The following is an 18,395-nucleotide window of genomic DNA, read 5'->3' as shown; positions in this document are numbered from 1 at the left end:
ATCATTCTTATATATCAATTTCTTTTGCAAAAACACGATCTTTTAATGCAAAATAAATAGTGTATTTTCCTGATGGAGTACTCTCAAAATTATAATTTCTTTCAAAAATTGTATTTCCTTCTTCTATTTTTTCAGTAAAAAGAATAAACCCTTTGTCATCATAAATAGAGATTCTCAAAGGAGATTTTTCTACTCTTGTCAGCATAACTCTTGCTATTTGATCCTCTACTACTACTTTTGGTTTAAAAATAGTAACAGTAGAATTTTCTATTAGTGCTATTCCTTTTGAGTTTTTTAACACAGGAGTTATTTTAACATCAAACTCTGTTTCTGTTTCAACAAAATAAATGCCTTTGTCTACAGTATTCAAGTTAAAATATTTTTTATAAGAAGGCATCGCATCTAATGTAACATTAAATAGAATCGTACCTGAATAATCTTTTAAATATAGTTTTTGTCCTTTACTAATATTGGACAAAGACACATTAATTGTCGACGCGTTTTCAACCTTTACAGATAATAGGCTTGAAGCTTTTACATTAGCGCTTAATAAAAGAGCGAATAAAAACAAACCTAGATTAATTACTCTTTTCATAACTTTCTAATTTTAGTTTATTAATAATTTTACACTGCAAATTTAAAACAGGAATCCGCTGGTAAACACAACAATATTTGCATATATATGTACTATATTAACCCAAAACACACACATAATCATTACCTAAAGTTAATTTTACATTTATTTTTTCTTAATTTTATATTAGATTAACGCTATTAATACGATATTTGAAATAAAAATTGATAATTATTGTGAAGTATGAAAAATATAAAACCTTCCTTAGAAAAAATTGTTCCCGAATTTGGAAGCTCATTATATTATGAAACATTTTCTGAAGAAAAAAAGAACAAAAACCCTATTTGGCACTATCATCCTGAAATCGAAATTGTGTATGTAAACGGAGGAACAGGTAAACGGCAAATAGGGAGTCATATGTCTTATTATAGAAATGGAGCACTCATGCTCATAGGATCCAACCTGCCTCATTGTGGTTTTACAGACGGGATGACAGGTAATAGTAGTGAGACCATTATCCAGATGTTACCTGATTTTTTGGGCAATACTTTTTTTGAAATTCCTGAGATGATCGCTATCGGGCAAATTTTAGAACAGGCAAAAAAAGGAATTATTTTTCATGGAGATACTAAAAGAAGAATAGGAGCTCAAATAGAAGCATTAAAAAATCTGGAATCTTTTGAAAAACTAATTGGTATTTTACAAGTTCTCAAAGAGATGGAAAAAACAAATGACTATACTATTCTCAATGCAGAAGGGTTTGTTATTGAAACTGAAATACAAGATAATAATAGAATTAATCTTATTTTTAATTTTGTACAACAAGAATTTTCCAGAGCTATTCCTTTAGAAGAAATTGCAGATAAAGTAAGTATGAGTGTTCCGGGATTTTGTAGATATTTTAAAAAAATTACAGGCAAAACATTTACACAATTCGTAAACGAATATAGATTGGTGCATGCTGCAAAGCTACTCCATGAAAAACAAACCAGCATTACAGATATTTGCTTCGAAAGTGGTTTTAATAATTTCTCTCATTTTAATAAATTATTCAAGCAATTTACCGGCAAAACTCCTAGTATGTATCGAAATGAATTAAAATATACTGTTACATAAAACTCAGGATAATAAATAGAAATCCTTATATAATATCTATTACTCCTTTACCTTCTCTTACTAATTCGGGTTCGCTACCTGTTAGATCTATTACGGTAGAAGGCACATTATCCCCATATCCTCCATCTATAACAATATCTACTAAATGGTCCCACTTTTCTAAAATAAGTTCTGGATCGGTCGTATATTCTATTACTTCGTCTTCATCATAAATTGATGTAGAGACAATAGGATTCCCTAACTCTTCTACAATTGTTGTACAAATCATATTATCAGGAACACGAATCCCAACTGTCTTTTTCTTTTTAAAAACGGTAGGTAAATTATTACTTCCCGGAAGTATAAATGTGTACGGACCAGGTAATGTTCTCTTTAAAAGTTTGAAGGTAGAATTATCTATTTGCTTAACATAATCTGATAAATTACTTAAGTCTTTGCAAATAAAAGAGAAGTTAGCTTTTTCAACCTTTACACCTTTAATTCTAGCAATTTTTTCTAAAGCTCTATTATTTGTAACATCACAACCCAAACCGTAAACAGTATCTGTAGGATAAATAATTAATCCTCCATTTTGCAAACAGCTTACAACCTTCTGTATTTCTCTTGGATTAGGGTTTTCGTTATATAATTTTATAAATTCTGCCATCAAAAAATAATATGCATTAAAGATAATGTAAAATGCATCATAAAGTGGCTAAATCTGTAACCATAATATCCAAACAAGTTGTTAATTTTTAAAGAACCTTTAACTTCGCAAAACGAAGTAATAATTTTTTGATTCCTCCTTTTTCAAAATGAATTTCAGCTTTTCTATCCTGCCCTACTCCTTCTATTTTAAGAATTTTACCAATTCCAAATCTCATATGCTCTACTGTAGCACCGGCAACAAGGTTACCATCGATTGAAATTGTATTTTTGGTTTCATTAGCACTAGATGCAGGTCTTAGCTTTCTTAATTTTCGCAACTGGTCCTCAGTAGGTTTATGTGCCAAAGGCGGAGAACCTGAAACAGGCTTCTTGAGGCGTAATTTGCTTTTATCAACCTCTCCAAAGATATCAGAATCTATGAGCGGTTTATATTTATAGTTATCGACCGGTGTAATAAAATCTAAAAATTTATCATCGATTTCTTCTATAAATCGACTAGGTTCTGCATCTACTAACTTCCCCCATCGATAACGAGATTGTGTATAGGTTAGATATGCTTGTTTTTCTGCTCTGGTCAATGCAACATAAAATAAACGTCGTTCTTCTTCGAGCTCACTTCTAGTATTCATACTCATTCCCGATGGAAAAAGATCTTCTTCCATACCAACAATATATACATAAGGGAATTCTAATCCTTTTGCAAGATGGATTGTCATTAATGCCACTCTATCATCATCTCCTGTATCTTGATCCAAATCTGTAGCCAGAGCAACATCTTCTAAAAATTCTGTGAGCGAGCCAGTCGCTTCATCAAGTTCTTTTTGTCCTTCAACAAAGTCTCTAATACCATTAAGGAGTTCTTCTATATTTTCGATACGAGCAATTCCTTCTGGTGTTCCATCTTTTTTCAACTCTTGCAGCAACCCTGTTTTTTTTGCTACCATTTCTGATAGCACAAAAGCATCAGATGTTTCGTTAGTGATTTGAAAACTTTTGATCATAGTGATAAAGTTCTCCAATCTTGTTTTAGTCCCACTATTAATCTTAAGATTAATCCGGTCCAAGTTTTCTATAACTTCAAAAATTGAGCGTTCATAGTGATTTGCCGCTACAATAAGTTTATCAACAGTAGTAGCACCTATACCTCTGGCAGGATAGTTTATAACACGTTTTAAAGCTTCTTCATCACTAGGATTAATAATCAATCGTAGATATGCCAGTACGTCTTTTATCTCTTTACGCTGATAAAAAGAAAGCCCTCCATAAATTCGATATTTTATATCTCTTTTACGCAATGCGTCTTCTATAGCTCTAGATTGAGCATTGGTTCTATATAAAACTGCAAATTGACCATTAGTCAACTGATACTGCATTTGATTCTCAAAAATAGAACTTGCCACATATCTACCCTCATCTCCATCCGTCAATAGTCGATTAACAATAATTTTGGGTCCGGGTTCATTTGCAGTCCAAACTACCTTTTCTAATTTTGTTTTATTTTTATCTATGATAGAATTTGCAGCTTCTACAATATTTCTAGTAGATCTGTAATTCTGTTCAAGTCTGTATTGTTGTACGTTATCATAATCCCTCTGAAAATTAAGGATATTATTGATATTTGCCCCTCGAAAAGCATAAATACTTTGAGCATCATCCCCTACGACACATATATTTTGAAATTTATCTGAAAGTGCTCTAACAATCAAGTATTGAGAATGATTTGTATCTTGATACTCATCAACCAAAATATACCTAAATCTATTCTGATATTTGGCCAAAACATCTGGAAAACGATTCAGAAGCTCATTTGTTTTTAATAAAAGATCATCAAAATCCATTGCTCCTGCTTTAAAACAGCGTTCTACATAGTTTTGATAAATCTCTCCCATTCGTGGCCGTTTTGCCATCGCATCTGCTTCTACTAATTCTGCATTTTGAAAATAAGCTTTTACAGTAATCAAGCTATTTTTATAAGACGAAATTCTAGAGTATACTTGTTTATACTTATAAATGTCCTTATCAAGGCCCATCTCTTTAATAATAGAAGCTATTAGTCTTTGAGAATCTTGAGTATCGTAAATTGTAAAATTTGATGGATACCCTAGTTTGTCTGCCTCAAATCTAAGAATCTTAGCAAAAATAGAGTGAAATGTTCCCATCCAAAGATTCTTGGCCTCACTTGTCCCTACAATATCTGCGATACGTTTTTTCATTTCACGAGCAGCCTTATTTGTAAATGTGAGAGATAAAATATTAAACGCATCGATTCCTTGATGCATCAGATAAGCAATACGATATGTCAACACCCTTGTTTTTCCTGAACCTGCACCGGCAATAACAATCATAGGTCCATCTTTCTGCAAAACAGGCGCTCTTTGCGCATCATTTAATTCAGCAATGTATTCTTCCAAAGCAACATTTTTTTAAGCCTGAAATTTAAGGAAAGAACAACGTTTATAAAAACGCTATATCCATTTTTTGTAAACAAATCTTAGTCAATAACTCGCTCCCATAACATTCACTTTAAACTATAAAATCACTAAAAAATAATGAATTTATAAATACAGTAATTTTCTTACTAATTATCAAAAATTTAGTTAAAAAAATAGATTAAATTCACTTTTAAAAGATAAAATACATATATTTAACTAAACAATCGTCATAACTATTGTTTTTTCGAGAACTAATTTTAACCAAAATCTACATTATGGCCCCAAACATTACAGCACAAATTGTGCAAAAAGAACAAATCAAATTTTTAAAGTTTCCAAAAGAAGATGTTTTAAATAAAAGAAAAGATCAAATTGATCGATTCTTGGATTTACAAAGAGCACTTTCTCTGGGTAACCTAGAACATCAAAAAGTAAAGATTTTATTTGTCGATGATAATGGCTTAAAACGAGTAGAAACAACCATATGGGGAATAACAGATAAAGCAGTAATCCTAAAACAAAGTACAATTATACCCCTAGAAAGAATCATAGCGATTTCTTGATACTTTATGACAAAAACTCGATGACAACACATAAAGACATGTATCAATTGTATACATGTCTTTTATATATTTAAAATTATACTTATTAATAATGATCTTTATAAGTCATTTCTCTAAAATTAATTTTTTAGTTTTTCATTATATGATTTTTGAATATATTTAGGATTCTAAAAAATTAAAGTTTGAAAAACACAATATCAACACTCTCTCTTATCATATTTCCATTGTTACTATCTGCTCAACAGAAAGCAAAAAGTGGTAACGTTATTACGCAATACGGCAAAACATTTGAAGTAATCTCGCCTGAATTTGAAACTAGAACTGATCAGGAACTGAAAGTAGTTTTTGATATTGGACGAAATTTTGAAGATCATTCGAAGGTAAATCCTCTATTTAATACCGCTGCCAGATATTTAAACATGCATGAAAAGGCAGGAGTGCCTATAGAAAAATTAAAAGTTGCATTAGTAATTCACGGATCTGCATCAAGTGATATCCTTGACTCAAAAAAGTATCACGAAAAGTATAAAATTGAAAATCCAAATGCACCTTTAATCAAAGCGCTATCTGATAAAGGAGTACAAATTATTTTATGTGGACAAACAGCAGCTTATCGTAATATTTCTCAAGAAGATACTTTACCGGAAGTAAAATTTGCTTTGTCTGCTATGACTGCCCTTGTACAATTGCAAAATGAAGAATATCGACTTATTAATTTTTAATTAAGACATAGAAATATATATATTTATCCAAGAAACTTTTGAGGATACCGATATAGTTTGGTTACCATATTTCTAGATAAATTCTTTTCTTTACATAATTTAAGTACTAACATATGATTACAAAAGCACAAATCTTCATATTTGCCTTTTTATTTACATTCTGTTCGATTAATGCGCAAAAAATCGATCCTGCGGTTAATAAAATGGCAGAAGAAATTGAATCCAAAGTAATAGAATGGAGAAGAGATTTTCATCAAAATCCAGAATTATCAAATCGAGAAGTTGAAACTGCTAAAAAAATCGCCAAACATCTTAAAGATTTAGGTTTAGACGTTACAGAAAATGTAGCAAAAACTGGTGTTATAGGTATTTTAAAAGGTGACAAAAAAGGAAAAACAGTAGCCTTAAGAGCAGATATTGATGCATTGCCTGTAACTGAAATAGCAGATGTTCCTTTTAAATCAACTGTCAAAACGACTTTTTTGAATACAGAAGTTGGTGTTAGTCATGCTTGTGGTCATGATACACATACAGCCATATTAATGGGAGTTGCCGAAATACTTTCAAAACATAAGGATAAAATTTCGGGAACTGTAAAGTTTATTTTTCAGCCGGCTGAAGAAGGTCCTCCACCGGGCGAAGAAGGAGGAGCAAAACTTATGATTAAAGAAGGGGTTCTTAAAAACCCGGATGTAAATGCCATTTTTGGATTACATATTAATTCTGGAACAGAAGTTGGAAAAATAAGATACAAACCCGGAGGTACTATGGCAGCGGTAGAACGATTTGTAATCAATGTAAAAGGAAAACAAACACATGGTTCTGCGCCTTGGTCAGGAACAGATCCTATTGTGATTTCAGCAAAAATTATAGATGGTCTACAAACTATTATTAGTAGAGAAGCCCCATTGGTAGACGAAGCTGCTGTAATTACCGTAGGTAAAATAACAAGTGGAGTACGATTTAATATCATTCCGGGAACTGCCGAAATGATTGGAACTGTAAGAACTCTTGACCCAAAGATGAGGGCACTTATTATTAGAAGAATGAAAGAAATGGTGCCGTCTATTGCCAAAACATATGGTGGAAGCGCAACAATAGATTTTCAAAATAATACTTCTATCACCTATAATGATCATGATCTAGTAAAGAAAATGCTCCCTACACTACAGGGAATTGCAGGCAAAGACAATGTTATATTATCTAAGGCTACTACAGGTGGCGAAGACTTTTCTTATTTTCAAGAAGTAGTCCCCGGATTTTATTTCTTTTTAGGAGGTAAAACGCCTGGTGTAGAAAATGCTCCTTCTCATCATACACCAGAATTCTTTATAGACGAAAAAGGACTATTATTAGGAGTTAAAGTGATGTCACAACTTGCAATTGATTATCTTAACATGCAATAATTTTTTAAATGGAAAATATATTTTCTTTTTTAAGTTCAATTTCTTGGTGGGTATGGATTATTATTGGATTGGCACTTATAGCCATAAGAGATGTCTTTTTTAACAAAAAACATACAATAAGCCATAATTTTCCTATCGTAGGGCATCTCAGGTATTTATTAGAAAGTATTGGCCCAGAAATGAGGCAATATTTTGTTGCCAATAACAGAGAAGAATTACCTTTTAATAGGATTGAACGAGGATGGGTGTATGCTTCATCAAAAAATGAAAATAACTACGAAGGATTTGGAACAGATAGAGATCTCCACGGACATCATCATATCTTTGTAAAAAATTGTATGATCCCATTTCAAGTTGGTCAAGATCACCCTAATAAAAAGGATAAATCTTTTCTTCCTTGTGCCAAAGTAATGGGATTATATAATAATCGTAAAAAACCGTATCGTCCCGGATCAATCATCAACGTATCTGCTATGAGCTTTGGTTCACTTTCTGCTAAGGCGGTAGAGTCTCTTAATATCGGAGTACTCAAATCTAATGCATATCATATTACAGGAGAAGGTGGTTTATCACCATATCATAGTAATGGCGGTGATGTCATCTTTCATTTTGGAACAGGATATTTTGGTGTTCGCGATGAAAACGGCAATTTTTCGATGCAAAAAATGAAAGAACTTGTTGAAAACAATCCTTTTATAAGAGCTATAGAAATAAAATTATCTCAAGGAGCGAAACCCGGAAAAGGTGGTGTATTGCCTGGGTCAAAAATAACTTCAGAGATCGCAAAAATACGAGGTGTAAAAATGGGCGAAGATGTACTTTCTCCATCTGCTCATACTGCTTTTTCTGATGTCCCAGGACTACTAAAATTTGTTGAGGATATTGCTCATGAAACAGGTTTGCCTGTTGGTATCAAAGCTGCTATCGGCAAGACTGAACAGTGGGAACTTTTAGCAAAACTAATGGCTGAGACAAATAAAGGACCTGATTTTATTACAATTGATGGTGGCGAAGGAGGTACTGGTGCTGCTCCTCCAAGTTTTGCAGATCACGTATCCTTACCATGGGTGTATGGATTTTCTTCTATTTATAAGATTTTTCAACATTATAACTTAACAGAAAGAATTGTTTTTATAGGTAGTGGCAAATTAGGATTTCCTGCAAAAGCGGCTATGGCGTTTGCAATGGGAGTTGATTGTATAAATGTCGCTAGAGAAGCAATGATGAGTATCGGTTGTATACAAGCACAAGTTTGCCATACCAATCGATGTCCTAGTGGTGTTGCTACGCAGAGTAAATGGCTACAAAACGGGATTAATATTCCACTTAAATCAGATCGTCTCTCTCAATATTTTAAAACATTCAGGAAAGAATTTATCGAAATTACACATGCCGCCGGTTATGAACATCCTTGTCAATTTACGATGCAGGATATTAACTTAAATGTTGATGATGGAGAACTTACAAAAACACTGGAACAATCATTTAAATACACAAAAACCCCCGTTAAATACACTTGTGCACAAGATTTAAAAGAGTGCACATATTTAGGAGGGTACGATAACGAAAATAAACTATAAATTATATTTACCGAATAATGAATCTTGACATTACATCTTTGCTTATTTCTTTAGTCCCTGCAATGCTTATAACGCTTCTTGCATTTTACTTTTTTAAACTTCATACTACAAATGAAGAAAGACGTAGAAGATTTTTATTGCATAGAGAAAATCAAAAACAATCTTTACCATTACGATTACAAGCTTATGAGCGTATGGCTCTTTTTCTTGAACGTATAGCTCCGGGAAACCTTTTAACCCGCATGGCTCCTGTAAATGACGATAAGCAAGGGTATACCTCTTTATTAACACAGACAATTGATCAAGAGTTTGAACATAACCTAACACAACAGATTTATATTTCTGATGAATGTTGGAATACCATAAAAGCTGCCAAAAATGCTACTATTGCTTTGATCAGAAAATCTTCTTTAAAAAGTGAGGTCGACTCAGCCAATAAAATGAGAGAAGATATTCTTACAGAAATCATTGAAAAAGGAGCTCCCAGCGACGCAGCACTGGCATTTATCAAGAATGAAATTAGCGACTTATTCTAAATATTTTAATTAGAATTATCCTGCAAGATCGATATCTTTTAATTCGTTCTCTTCAGCTTGCTTAAATTTTTTGGCGGCGTACATAAACCCTTGTCGCCACCATTTACTCATCAGTTTTTTATTAAAAATTAATGAGTTTTCTGTGAGTTTAGAAGGGGTATAATATAGATTCAATGCTACATCTTTATGTGCAGCGGCAAGTTTAGCAACAATAGTATCGTGGCGTTCTACCTGATCTAACATATAGCCAAAGAGATTGACCATCAAAGAGAATGGATTTTTACCCAGTACCTTATTGTGTTCCATATTTTCTGACTCTAGAATGATAGCATCTACCTCTGTTGCTCCTCTTCTAATTGCCTCTCTAATTGGGATCATACAACCAAACCCTCCATCTGCATACTCACAACCATTTTTTTTGATAAGACTCATAAAGGGAACATAATTACAAGATATCCATATCCAGTCACAAAAATCCTCATAAGAAAAGTCATTGATAGACTTATATTCTGTTCTATTTTTTGTGAGGTTAGAAACTGTAACAACAACATCATGAGCTTTTCGTCTTACCAATCTGAATTCTGCTTCAGAAAAATTTTTACGAATCGTATTTCTAAGGTTTTTACTTTCACCAAATGTTCGTTTTCTTTTGATAAACTGCCATAGAGAAGAAAAAAAGTTGATCGATACAAACTCTCTATTTCCTTTTTTTCGTACTATAAAAGGATTGACATTAAAAATCGTACTCTGCTTAACATTTGTATATACCTCATAGGTCTTACCAATGTTACCCAAAGCTAATTGAGGCACTAATAAGCTTCCGGTAGACGTTCCTAGAAACAGATCATATTTTCGCCCTGCTTCATGCATTAAATATTGTGCTACACCACCGGCATAAGCTCCTTTACTACCTCCGCCAGAAATTACTAATGCGCGCATATTTTATTATGGGGTTAATCGTTTTTGTATAAATTCTTGTTGTTTCTTTGGTAATTTGGTCGCTAAATCTACATATTTCTTTCGATATTTTTCATCCTTTAACAGCTTATCTAGAATATTTCTACAAAATTTTCTAAACCTCCAATTGTGATGTGTTGCACCTTCTGCCAAATGCTCTAATGTTGTATCAGAAAAAGCCTGCAAACTTTCTAAATATGTAAAAGCATTTTCTCTGGTACTAAACCTAAATTTTGGAGAAGTATACCCAGAAAGTTCATTATAAAACTGTTGGTGGTTTATCGTTTGGTACTCTTTTGTACTTAATGCTAAAACCAGCCATAAAATCCTTACATTCTTGTTTGTAAACCCAACAATATCTTTAGTTTGATCCAAATATTCTTTTCTCTTTTCAGGAAAATTAGCCCAAAGATGATATAATGCCGGTTCTATAGTAGCATACGAATCTTCCTTTAACAAAGATTCGTATTGTTCTTGTAGTTCTTTGGGTATTGTACTTAATGTATTGGCTATTGTTTGACGCACTAAGAGATTATTGGTCTCAAAGGCTTTTGCATATAAAGCGATAACCTCATCATCAGTTTTTCCTTCTAGTTGATACACTACTTCTTGACCTAAATAATCATTCACAGGAAAACGAAGTGCTTCTTTTAATGCTCCCCACTTACCGGCCATGGGTTGTGTACGTTCTTGTGCAAGACTCAGGTAGTTTTTGATAAAATCTGATTTGGTCAATATATTCAATGCTTCTTGCGAAGGAAATTTTATGCTCTCTAACCATTGTTCTCTATATCCTGATAAATCTGTACCACTCACCTCTTCTGCTATTGCTATAAAATCATCGGTTGTTGCATTACTGAATTGGTGTTTTTCTAAATAATTATGGATCACGATTTTAAAACTGGCATCTCCTATCAGATTACGAAGTGCGTGTATAGCCCAAGCCCCACGCTGATAAAAAGTTAATGAACTTGCGTTCGGATCTAATAATGATGTGGCTTTTTCAGTTTTGGACAATGCTGTAAGTTGTTCTGCATTTTCATAGAGTTTAAATAAGAAATACTCTTCTCCAAAAATTTCTTTTTCAGCCAATAGTGCGTAGTAAGTAGCAAAACCTTCTTGTAACCAATGATGTGTCCCCCCGGTCTCGGTGACGAGATCTCCAAACCATTGATGTGCCAACTCGTGCGCATTTACATTAATGTAATTACGGTCTACAAAAGCAGTTTCATCTACCACAAAGGCATCAGAAAATATAGTAGTACCCGTATTTTCCATACCTGCATATAAAAAATCTTTTACAGGAATTTGCTTATAATTTTGCCACGGATAAGGAAATCCAATTTCTTTTTCTAAAAAATCAAAGATCTTTTTACTGTGTTTGTATGTAGCTTCAAACTTATCTTTATCTTCCGGATAAAAATACAATTCCAAAGGAATCCCGCTTTCTGAAGTTTCTACAACCTTTTCATATTTACCAATAACCAATGCAACCAAATAGCTACTCATCGGTTTTGTCATATCGTACTGCCAACTTTGTATCGAATCATTTACGGGTTTTGAAGATACCAATTTACCATTAGCAATCACTTCATACCCTTTTGTATATTGGATATTTAGATCAAACTCTACCTTTTCATTCATATCATCAAAACTCGGTAACCAATTTGAAGTATATTTACCTTGTCCCTGTGTCCAGATTTGATCTTTCTCTTTATTATCTTTTACAAAATACAATGCTTTTTTAGGCGTGGTTTTATAGTTAATTGTAACACTATGTAAGGCATTGGGTTTAAAATCGGCACTAATGACAATCGCTTCTCTATCATAATCAACACGTACTTTTTTGTTATCCATAGTGATGTTTCCTAATTGCATATCCCACGCATCAATACGAATTCTTGGAGTAGCTTCCAGAATTTTGAAAGTATAAGTAACTTCCCCCGATACGGTACCGGTTTTAGGATGCATCGTTACCTTTACTTTTCCGGTTAAAAAATCTACATATGGTTGGCTTTTTAAGTCTTTACGCTCTATGGTATTATCTACCTCTTGGGCATGACCTACAAAACAAAATATGCTTAAAAAGATGATTATAAGTACTCTCATAGTTCACTTTGATCAAATGTTCTGCCAAAATAACGAAAATAGTCTGTTTATGTGACATGATATGCATTGATATATGTGATGATAAGTATTATATTCGCTGTAATGAATCCTAATATTTTACAAACTCCAATAGATTATCTAAAAGGTGTAGGCCCATCTAGAGCAGCTATATTGCGGTCTGAATTAGGGATTCATACCTATCAGGATTTAGTCAACCTTTTTCCGAATCGTTATCTGGATAAAACTCAATATTATAAGATTAATCAATTACAACGTAACTCTGCCGAAGTACAAATTATAGGTAAGATTATACATCTTAAAACAGTAGAGCAAAAACGAGGAAAACGATTAGTTGCCAAGTTTATTGATGATACAGGAGAAATGGAATTGGTTTGGTTTCGTGGACACAAATGGATTCGTGATAATATAAAAATAAACACACCTTATGTAATTTTTGGAAAAACAAATTATTACAATGGGTTTAGTATGCCACATCCAGAAATGGAATTGCTAGAAGAACATAAAAAAAACCTTCGCATAGCAATGCAGCCTATATATCCTTCTACTGAAAAATTATCTAATAAAGGGATCACCAATAGAGTCATCAGTAAAATGATGCAACAGTTATTTATAGAAACCAATGCTCGTTTTTATGATACGTTATCAAAGGATATTTTGGACGAATTGAAGTTAATTTCAAAAAGTGAGGCTATTTTTAATATCCATTTCCCTAAAAATCAAGAATTGTTATCCAAATCACAATTTAGATTAAAGTTTGAAGAGTTATTTTACATTCAGCTGCAGCTTATTACTAAAAAGCTGATCCGTAAACAGAAAATCAAAGGGTTTCCCTTTACAGAAGTAGGCACATATTTTAATACATTTTACAAGGATCATCTTCCTTTTGATCTTACTAATGCACAAAAAAGGGTCATCAAAGAAATCCGTAATGATATTGGTAGTAGTGCCCAGATGAATCGTCTATTGCAAGGTGATGTAGGTTCGGGAAAAACGATTGTGGGATTAATGACCATGCTATTGGCTATTGATAATAATTTTCAGGCATGTCTTATGGCTCCTACTGCTATCTTGGCCAATCAACACTATCAAGGGATTACAGAGCTTACTAAAGACCTTGATATAGAAGTACGATTATTAATGGGGAGTTCGACCACAAAACAACGAAGAGAAATCCATCAAGGATTAGAAGATGGCACAATACATATTTTAATCGGAACACATGCTGTTCTTGAAGATAAGGTACAATTCAAAAATCTTGGCCTTGCTATTATTGATGAACAGCATCGATTTGGCGTAGCCCAACGGGCAAAATTATGGCGCAAAAACACGTATCCCCCTCATATCTTGGTCATGACCGCTACCCCAATCCCCAGAACACTTGCTATGAGTTTATATGGCGACCTTGATATTTCTATTATAGACGAATTACCTCCGGGGCGTAAAGCGATTAAAACAGTACATCGATATGATAGCAATCGCCTCAAAGTATTCAAATTTATTGCTGACGAAATCGAAAAAGGCAGGCAAATCTACATTGTATATCCATTGATACAAGAATCTGAAGCTATGGATTATAAAGATTTGATGGACGGTTATGAGAGTATTGCCAGGTCTTTTCCTGCTCCAAAATATCAAATATCAATTGTACATGGGCAGATGAAACCGGCAGACAAAGATTATGAAATGGATCGTTTTGTAAAAGGCGAAACTCAGATTATGGTTGCCACTACCGTAATAGAAGTGGGTGTAAATGTACCTAATGCCAGCGTAATGATTATAGAAAGTGCCGAGCGTTTTGGATTATCACAACTACATCAATTGCGGGGTCGTGTGGGGCGCGGCGCCGAACAAAGTTATTGTATTTTGATGACCGGTCACAAACTTTCGTCAGATAGTAAAACCCGTTTAGAAACCATGGTACGTACCAATGATGGTTTTGACATTGCAGAAGTTGACTTAAAGTTAAGGGGACCGGGAGATATTATGGGTACACAACAAAGTGGTGTCCTTAATCTAAAAATAGCAGATATTGTAAGAGATAATGATATCTTAAAAACTGCTCGCCACTATGCTGTAAAAATATTACAAGAAGACCCTTCTCTGTCACTTGATAAAAACAAAGTATTACTATACACCTACGGGCAATTAGCAAAGCATAAAAATATCTGGAATTATATTTCTTAAAGTAGTGAGTCTCGAGTTTTGGAGTATGTGAGTAGTGAGTAGTGAGTAGTGAGTAGTGAGTAGTGAGTAGTGAGTAGTGAGTACAAAGTTAAAAATACCGAATTAGATTGTAGAGTTTAGAAGTACAAAATATAGGAGTACTGAGTAAAATTGCTTCGTCATTCTGGACTTAATTCAGAATCTCATATATAAGCAAGGTCAGAAATACGAGTTTTGAAGTAAGAAGTATGCCGCCCTCTCTCAAACCTCATTCCTCACATACCCAAAACAAAGCGACCTCATCAACCCAAAAAACACTTTTAAAACCTTTATATTTTATTTTTTTAATACACAACAGGTTGATCTAGCTTTTTGGCAATCCCGTCCCCTTACTTTGTTTGAATATTTGTGCTTTAGGGTCATACCACCAAAATGTATTATCTGATAATACAATATAGTATCTTGATTCATGCGTTTCAGATTTATAAACAGAAGAAAAGTGCTTGACATCATAGTTTTTTGGTAATCCTGTTCCTAAACTTTGTTTAAATATTTGTGTCTTGGGATCGTACCACCAAAATGTATTATCTGATAACACCATATAGTATCTTGATTCGTGCGTTTCAGATTTATAAACAGAAGAAAAATGTTTGACATTATAATTTTTTGGTAACCCCTTCCCTATACTTTGTTTAAATATTTGTGCCTTGGGATCATACCACCAAAATGTATTATCTGATAACACCATGTAGTACCTTGATTCGTGTGTTCCAGATTTATAAATAGAAGAAAAATGTTTGACATTATAATTTTTTGGCAATCCCGTCCCTTCACTTCGTTTGAATATTTGTGCTTTAGGGTCATACCACCAAAATGTATTATCTGATAACACCATGTAGTACCTTGATTCGTGCGTTCCAGACTTATAAATAGAAGAAAAATGTTTAACATTATAATGTTTTGGCAATCCCGTCCCTATACTTTGTTTAAATATTTGTGCCTTGGGATCGTACCACCAAAATGTATTATCTGATAACACCATATAGTACCTTGATTCGTGTGTTTCAGACTTATAAATAGAAGAAAAATGTTTGACATTATAATTTTTTGGCAATCCCTTCCCTTCACTCTGTTTGAATATTTGTGCTTTGGGATCGTACCACCAAAACGTATTATCTGATAACACCATATAGTATCTTGATTCGTGCGTTTCAGACTTGTAAACAGAAGAAAAATGCTTGACTTCTTGACTCTGAACGAATACATAGAATGTAAAAAATAAGTATAGCAGTGTATTTTTTTTCATAATAAGCATGTTTTAGTTTACATTATTTAATAAAAATTTAAGGAGTAATATGTTTTACAATATAGTTTTTCTATAAATTATTTCATTTTTTTATGTTTTAATTTAAAATCTGTTTGCACTTAGATGATAATACCTTTTGAGTCATTTACACCTGTAAAGCAAAAGAATCATGCAAATACTCACACACTCCCCCTTTACATTTAAACTTTTACATTTTAAGTTACTCACCTCTCAAACCTCATACCCAAAACCTAATAGAAAAGTCAAGCCTTGTAGCTAGGCATGAAATCACTACAAGACTTGAAAAAACAACAACCTGTTGTTACAAATACACTGTTGATATTAATTACATAAAGAAGATGGGGCAAAGTTCACATTATTATTTGTTACCAAATCACATACTTCTTGAGGTAAACTGGTAAGGTTATTGCCACCTAAGAATAACTCTTTTAAGTTACTTAGATTAGCAATCTCAACCGGAAGACTTGTGAGTTTATTATTTGATAAACTTAATGTTTCCAAATTACTTAAATCTCCCAGTTCTGCAGGAATATTGAAGATAAAGTTATTACTTAATGACAAGACTTTTAGATTACCTAAATCCCCTATTTCTGCAGGAACTATATTAAGATTATTGTTATTCTCCATGCCTAAACGTTCTAAATTATCTAGGTTACCGATTTCTACAGGAATAGTAGCAATAGAATTGTTCCCTAATTCTAAAATTTTTAAATTCTTCAAATTACCAATTTCTCTAGGAATCCCACCAAGGTTATTTGATCTTACGTTTAAGCTTTCTAAATTACTTAAATTTCCGATCTCTGCAGGAATATTACCTATTTTGTTCCCTGCAAATGGATCAGCAACCGGATTCCCTAAATTCAGAATTTGTAAACTATTTAAGGCTCCTATTTCTTTGGGTAGTATAGTAATGTTTCGAAAATCTAACGTCAACCTTGTAACCGTTCCATTTTCATGGGTCACTCCACTCCAATTATCCATATTCGGGGCGCTCAAATCCCAGCCTAAATTATTGCCTAGATTATCATTATAGAATTTCTCTAAGATCTGGCGATCAGTCAATTCCAAGTCTTGTAAAGACACGGCAATTGTATACTCTTGTGTACTCTCATCTTCTGCAGTAATAGTATAAGTAACCGGTATGGCATAACTTTGTGGACCTTCTACAGTCGGAGTTAATACAGCTTTTTCTGAAAGCTCAATAGTAGGAGTCAATTCTCTAAGGCTCGTTCCAAAAGGTACAGCTAAAGTTACCGTAAAAGCTTCTTGATCGATAGTAGCGATTACATCTTCTTCTAATACTGCATTATCAGCAGCTCTAAATACAAAAGCTGTGATCTGTTTAGCATCACTTAATTCTACTACCGGTTGTGTCGGTGGTGGGTTCTCTCCATTAGGTGGAGTCGTATCATCATCACTACTACAACCTGTAGCTAATGATAATACTACTGCCGGGATACAGAGCCATAGTAAGGCTGTAGAAATCCATTTAGACTTTTTCATAAGGGTAATTTTTTAATTGTTATACTTTTATTATGAAGCGTTGTTTGTATTCGCAATCTTCAAAATTCTGGTTTTTGGATGATTTTTTACGGGATCAACTTCCCAAGCATAGGGTTTTATTTCCCAAAGTGCAGTTTGAACTTCCGAATCGTTATTTGTAGTGAGTATAGAGTACTAAGTAAAATCGCTCCGTCATTCTGATTCTTGATTCAGAATCTCATATACAAAGTTAGATTATAGATGGTTGAGTTTAGAGTTTACATTGTTGAAGTACAAGGTTAGAAGTACAGAGTAATGGGTACAAAGTACTGAGTAAGAAGTTTTCTCATGTGCATCCCTTACATTCTCAAATACTCACATAACTCTAAACTCATCACTCATAACTCATAACTCAAAAACTCAAAGCAAAGCGACCTCACAAACTCCCTTTACATTCTACATTTGAACTTTTACATTTTACATTTCTAAAGTACAAAGTAATGAGTATAGAGTACTAAGTAGTAAGTAAAATCACTTCATCATTCTGGACTTGATTCAGAACCTCACATACAAAGTTAGATTGTAGATGGTTAAGTCTTGAGTTTTGAAGTACGAGGTTAGAAGTACAGAGTAATGGGTACAAAGTACTGAGTAAGAAGTTTTCTCATGTGCATCCCTCACATTCTCAAATACTCACATAACTCTAAACTCATCACTCATAACTAAAAAACCTCAACACTCAAACCTCAACACTCAGAC

At 33.3% G+C, this 18,395-nt stretch carries 14 protein-coding genes; 7 read left to right on the top strand and 7 right to left on the bottom strand.

All coding sequences use genetic code 11. The features are described 5' to 3' along the window. Nucleotides 1-7 precede the first annotated feature (7 nt). Nucleotides 8-595 (bottom strand): hypothetical protein, encoded by a 588-nt coding sequence (locus tag FHK87_RS23595; protein ID WP_140597339.1) that lies wholly within the window; start codon nucleotides 593-595, stop codon nucleotides 8-10. 222 nt (nucleotides 596-817) lie between these two features. On the opposite strand from FHK87_RS23595, the gene FHK87_RS23590 reads away from it, so the two are divergent. After that, entirely contained in the window at nucleotides 818-1,690 is an 873-nt protein-coding gene (locus FHK87_RS23590; RefSeq protein WP_140597338.1) for a helix-turn-helix domain-containing protein, read from the top strand. A gap of 25 nt (nucleotides 1,691-1,715) precedes the next feature. On the opposite strand, the gene FHK87_RS23585 is transcribed toward FHK87_RS23590, so the two are convergent. Next, nucleotides 1,716-2,336: an L-threonylcarbamoyladenylate synthase gene (locus tag FHK87_RS23585; protein ID WP_140597337.1), complete on the bottom strand. Its 621-nt coding sequence runs from the start codon at nucleotides 2,334-2,336 to the stop codon at nucleotides 1,716-1,718. Nucleotides 2,337-2,424: 88 nt separating this feature from the next. Beyond that, nucleotides 2,425-4,749, bottom strand: a complete 2,325-nt coding sequence (locus FHK87_RS23580) for an ATP-dependent helicase (protein ID WP_140597336.1) — start codon at nucleotides 4,747-4,749, stop codon at nucleotides 2,425-2,427. Nucleotides 4,750-5,045: 296 nt separating this feature from the next. Here FHK87_RS23580 and FHK87_RS23575 point away from each other — a divergent pair, with 296 nt between their 5' ends. From FHK87_RS23575 to FHK87_RS23555, 5 genes are all read left to right on the top strand, one after another. Next, complete coding sequence (locus FHK87_RS23575) at nucleotides 5,046-5,333, top strand: hypothetical protein (protein ID WP_140597335.1); 288 nt, start codon at nucleotides 5,046-5,048, stop codon at nucleotides 5,331-5,333. Between the two features lie 182 nt (nucleotides 5,334-5,515). Next, nucleotides 5,516-6,055: a DsrE family protein gene (locus tag FHK87_RS23570; RefSeq protein WP_140597334.1), complete on the top strand. Its 540-nt coding sequence runs from the start codon at nucleotides 5,516-5,518 to the stop codon at nucleotides 6,053-6,055. A 113-nt stretch (nucleotides 6,056-6,168) separates the two neighbouring features. Further along, complete coding sequence (locus tag FHK87_RS23565; RefSeq protein ID WP_140597333.1) at nucleotides 6,169-7,461, top strand: amidohydrolase; 1,293 nt, start codon at nucleotides 6,169-6,171, stop codon at nucleotides 7,459-7,461. Between the two features lie 8 nt (nucleotides 7,462-7,469). Continuing rightward, entirely contained in the window at nucleotides 7,470-9,041 is a 1,572-nt protein-coding gene (locus FHK87_RS23560) for an FMN-binding glutamate synthase family protein (protein WP_140597332.1), read from the top strand. Nucleotides 9,042-9,058: 17 nt separating this feature from the next. After that, nucleotides 9,059-9,577 carry a DUF7935 family protein gene (locus FHK87_RS23555; RefSeq protein ID WP_140597331.1) on the top strand — a complete coding sequence of 173 codons (519 nt, stop codon included), beginning with the start codon at nucleotides 9,059-9,061 and terminating at the stop codon, nucleotides 9,575-9,577. Nucleotides 9,578-9,592: 15 nt separating this feature from the next. Here FHK87_RS23555 and FHK87_RS23550 read toward each other — a convergent pair whose 3' ends face one another. Then, nucleotides 9,593-10,516 (bottom strand): patatin-like phospholipase family protein, encoded by a 924-nt coding sequence (locus tag FHK87_RS23550; protein ID WP_140597330.1) that lies wholly within the window; start codon nucleotides 10,514-10,516, stop codon nucleotides 9,593-9,595. Between the two features lie 6 nt (nucleotides 10,517-10,522). Beyond that, nucleotides 10,523-12,643, bottom strand: a complete 2,121-nt coding sequence (locus FHK87_RS23545; protein ID WP_140597329.1) for a M1 family metallopeptidase — start codon at nucleotides 12,641-12,643, stop codon at nucleotides 10,523-10,525. A 102-nt stretch (nucleotides 12,644-12,745) separates the two neighbouring features. Between FHK87_RS23545 and recG the strand changes: the two genes are divergently transcribed. After that, complete coding sequence (gene recG / locus FHK87_RS23540) at nucleotides 12,746-14,848, top strand: ATP-dependent DNA helicase RecG (protein WP_140597328.1); 2,103 nt, start codon at nucleotides 12,746-12,748, stop codon at nucleotides 14,846-14,848. 343 nt (nucleotides 14,849-15,191) lie between these two features. On the opposite strand, the gene FHK87_RS23535 is transcribed toward recG, so the two are convergent. Both FHK87_RS23535 and FHK87_RS23530 read right to left on the bottom strand, forming a co-directional pair. Next, on the bottom strand, nucleotides 15,192-16,133 hold the full coding sequence (locus FHK87_RS23535) for a ligand-binding sensor domain-containing protein (RefSeq protein WP_140597327.1): 942 nt from the start codon (nucleotides 16,131-16,133) through the stop codon (nucleotides 15,192-15,194). A 342-nt stretch (nucleotides 16,134-16,475) separates the two neighbouring features. Then, nucleotides 16,476-17,657: a leucine-rich repeat domain-containing protein gene (locus FHK87_RS23530; protein ID WP_140597326.1), complete on the bottom strand. Its 1,182-nt coding sequence runs from the start codon at nucleotides 17,655-17,657 to the stop codon at nucleotides 16,476-16,478. Nucleotides 17,658-18,395 lie beyond the last annotated feature (738 nt).

This window comes from Aquimarina algicola (genome assembly GCF_006443095.1).
Lineage (GTDB): Bacteria > Bacteroidota > Bacteroidia > Flavobacteriales > Flavobacteriaceae > Aquimarina > Aquimarina algicola.
Note: the sequence above shows the minus strand (reverse complement) of the source record. Positions and strands in the feature narration are given on the sequence as shown.

Bases quoted from the DNA above. Each gene is read 5' to 3' on its own strand.
- FHK87_RS23595 (WP_140597339.1), bottom strand. From the start codon at position 595: ATGAAAAGAGTAATTAATCTAGGTTTGTTTTTATTCGCTCTTTTATTA.
- FHK87_RS23590 (WP_140597338.1), top strand. From the start codon at position 818: ATGAAAAATATAAAACCTTCCTTAGAAAAAATTGTTCCCGAATTTGGA.
- FHK87_RS23585 (WP_140597337.1), bottom strand. From the start codon at position 2,336: ATGGCAGAATTTATAAAATTATATAACGAAAACCCTAATCCAAGAGAA.
- FHK87_RS23575 (WP_140597335.1), top strand. From the start codon at position 5,046: ATGGCCCCAAACATTACAGCACAAATTGTGCAAAAAGAACAAATCAAA.
- FHK87_RS23565 (WP_140597333.1), top strand. From the start codon at position 6,169: ATGATTACAAAAGCACAAATCTTCATATTTGCCTTTTTATTTACATTC.
- FHK87_RS23560 (WP_140597332.1), top strand. From the start codon at position 7,470: ATGGAAAATATATTTTCTTTTTTAAGTTCAATTTCTTGGTGGGTATGG.
- FHK87_RS23555 (WP_140597331.1), top strand. From the start codon at position 9,059: ATGAATCTTGACATTACATCTTTGCTTATTTCTTTAGTCCCTGCAATG.
- FHK87_RS23550 (WP_140597330.1), bottom strand. From the start codon at position 10,516: ATGCGCGCATTAGTAATTTCTGGCGGAGGTAGTAAAGGAGCTTATGCC.
- FHK87_RS23545 (WP_140597329.1), bottom strand. From the start codon at position 12,643: ATGAGAGTACTTATAATCATCTTTTTAAGCATATTTTGTTTTGTAGGT.
- recG (WP_140597328.1), top strand. From the start codon at position 12,746: ATGAATCCTAATATTTTACAAACTCCAATAGATTATCTAAAAGGTGTA.
- FHK87_RS23535 (WP_140597327.1), bottom strand. From the start codon at position 16,133: ATGAAAAAAAATACACTGCTATACTTATTTTTTACATTCTATGTATTC.
- FHK87_RS23530 (WP_140597326.1), bottom strand. From the start codon at position 17,657: ATGAAAAAGTCTAAATGGATTTCTACAGCCTTACTATGGCTCTGTATC.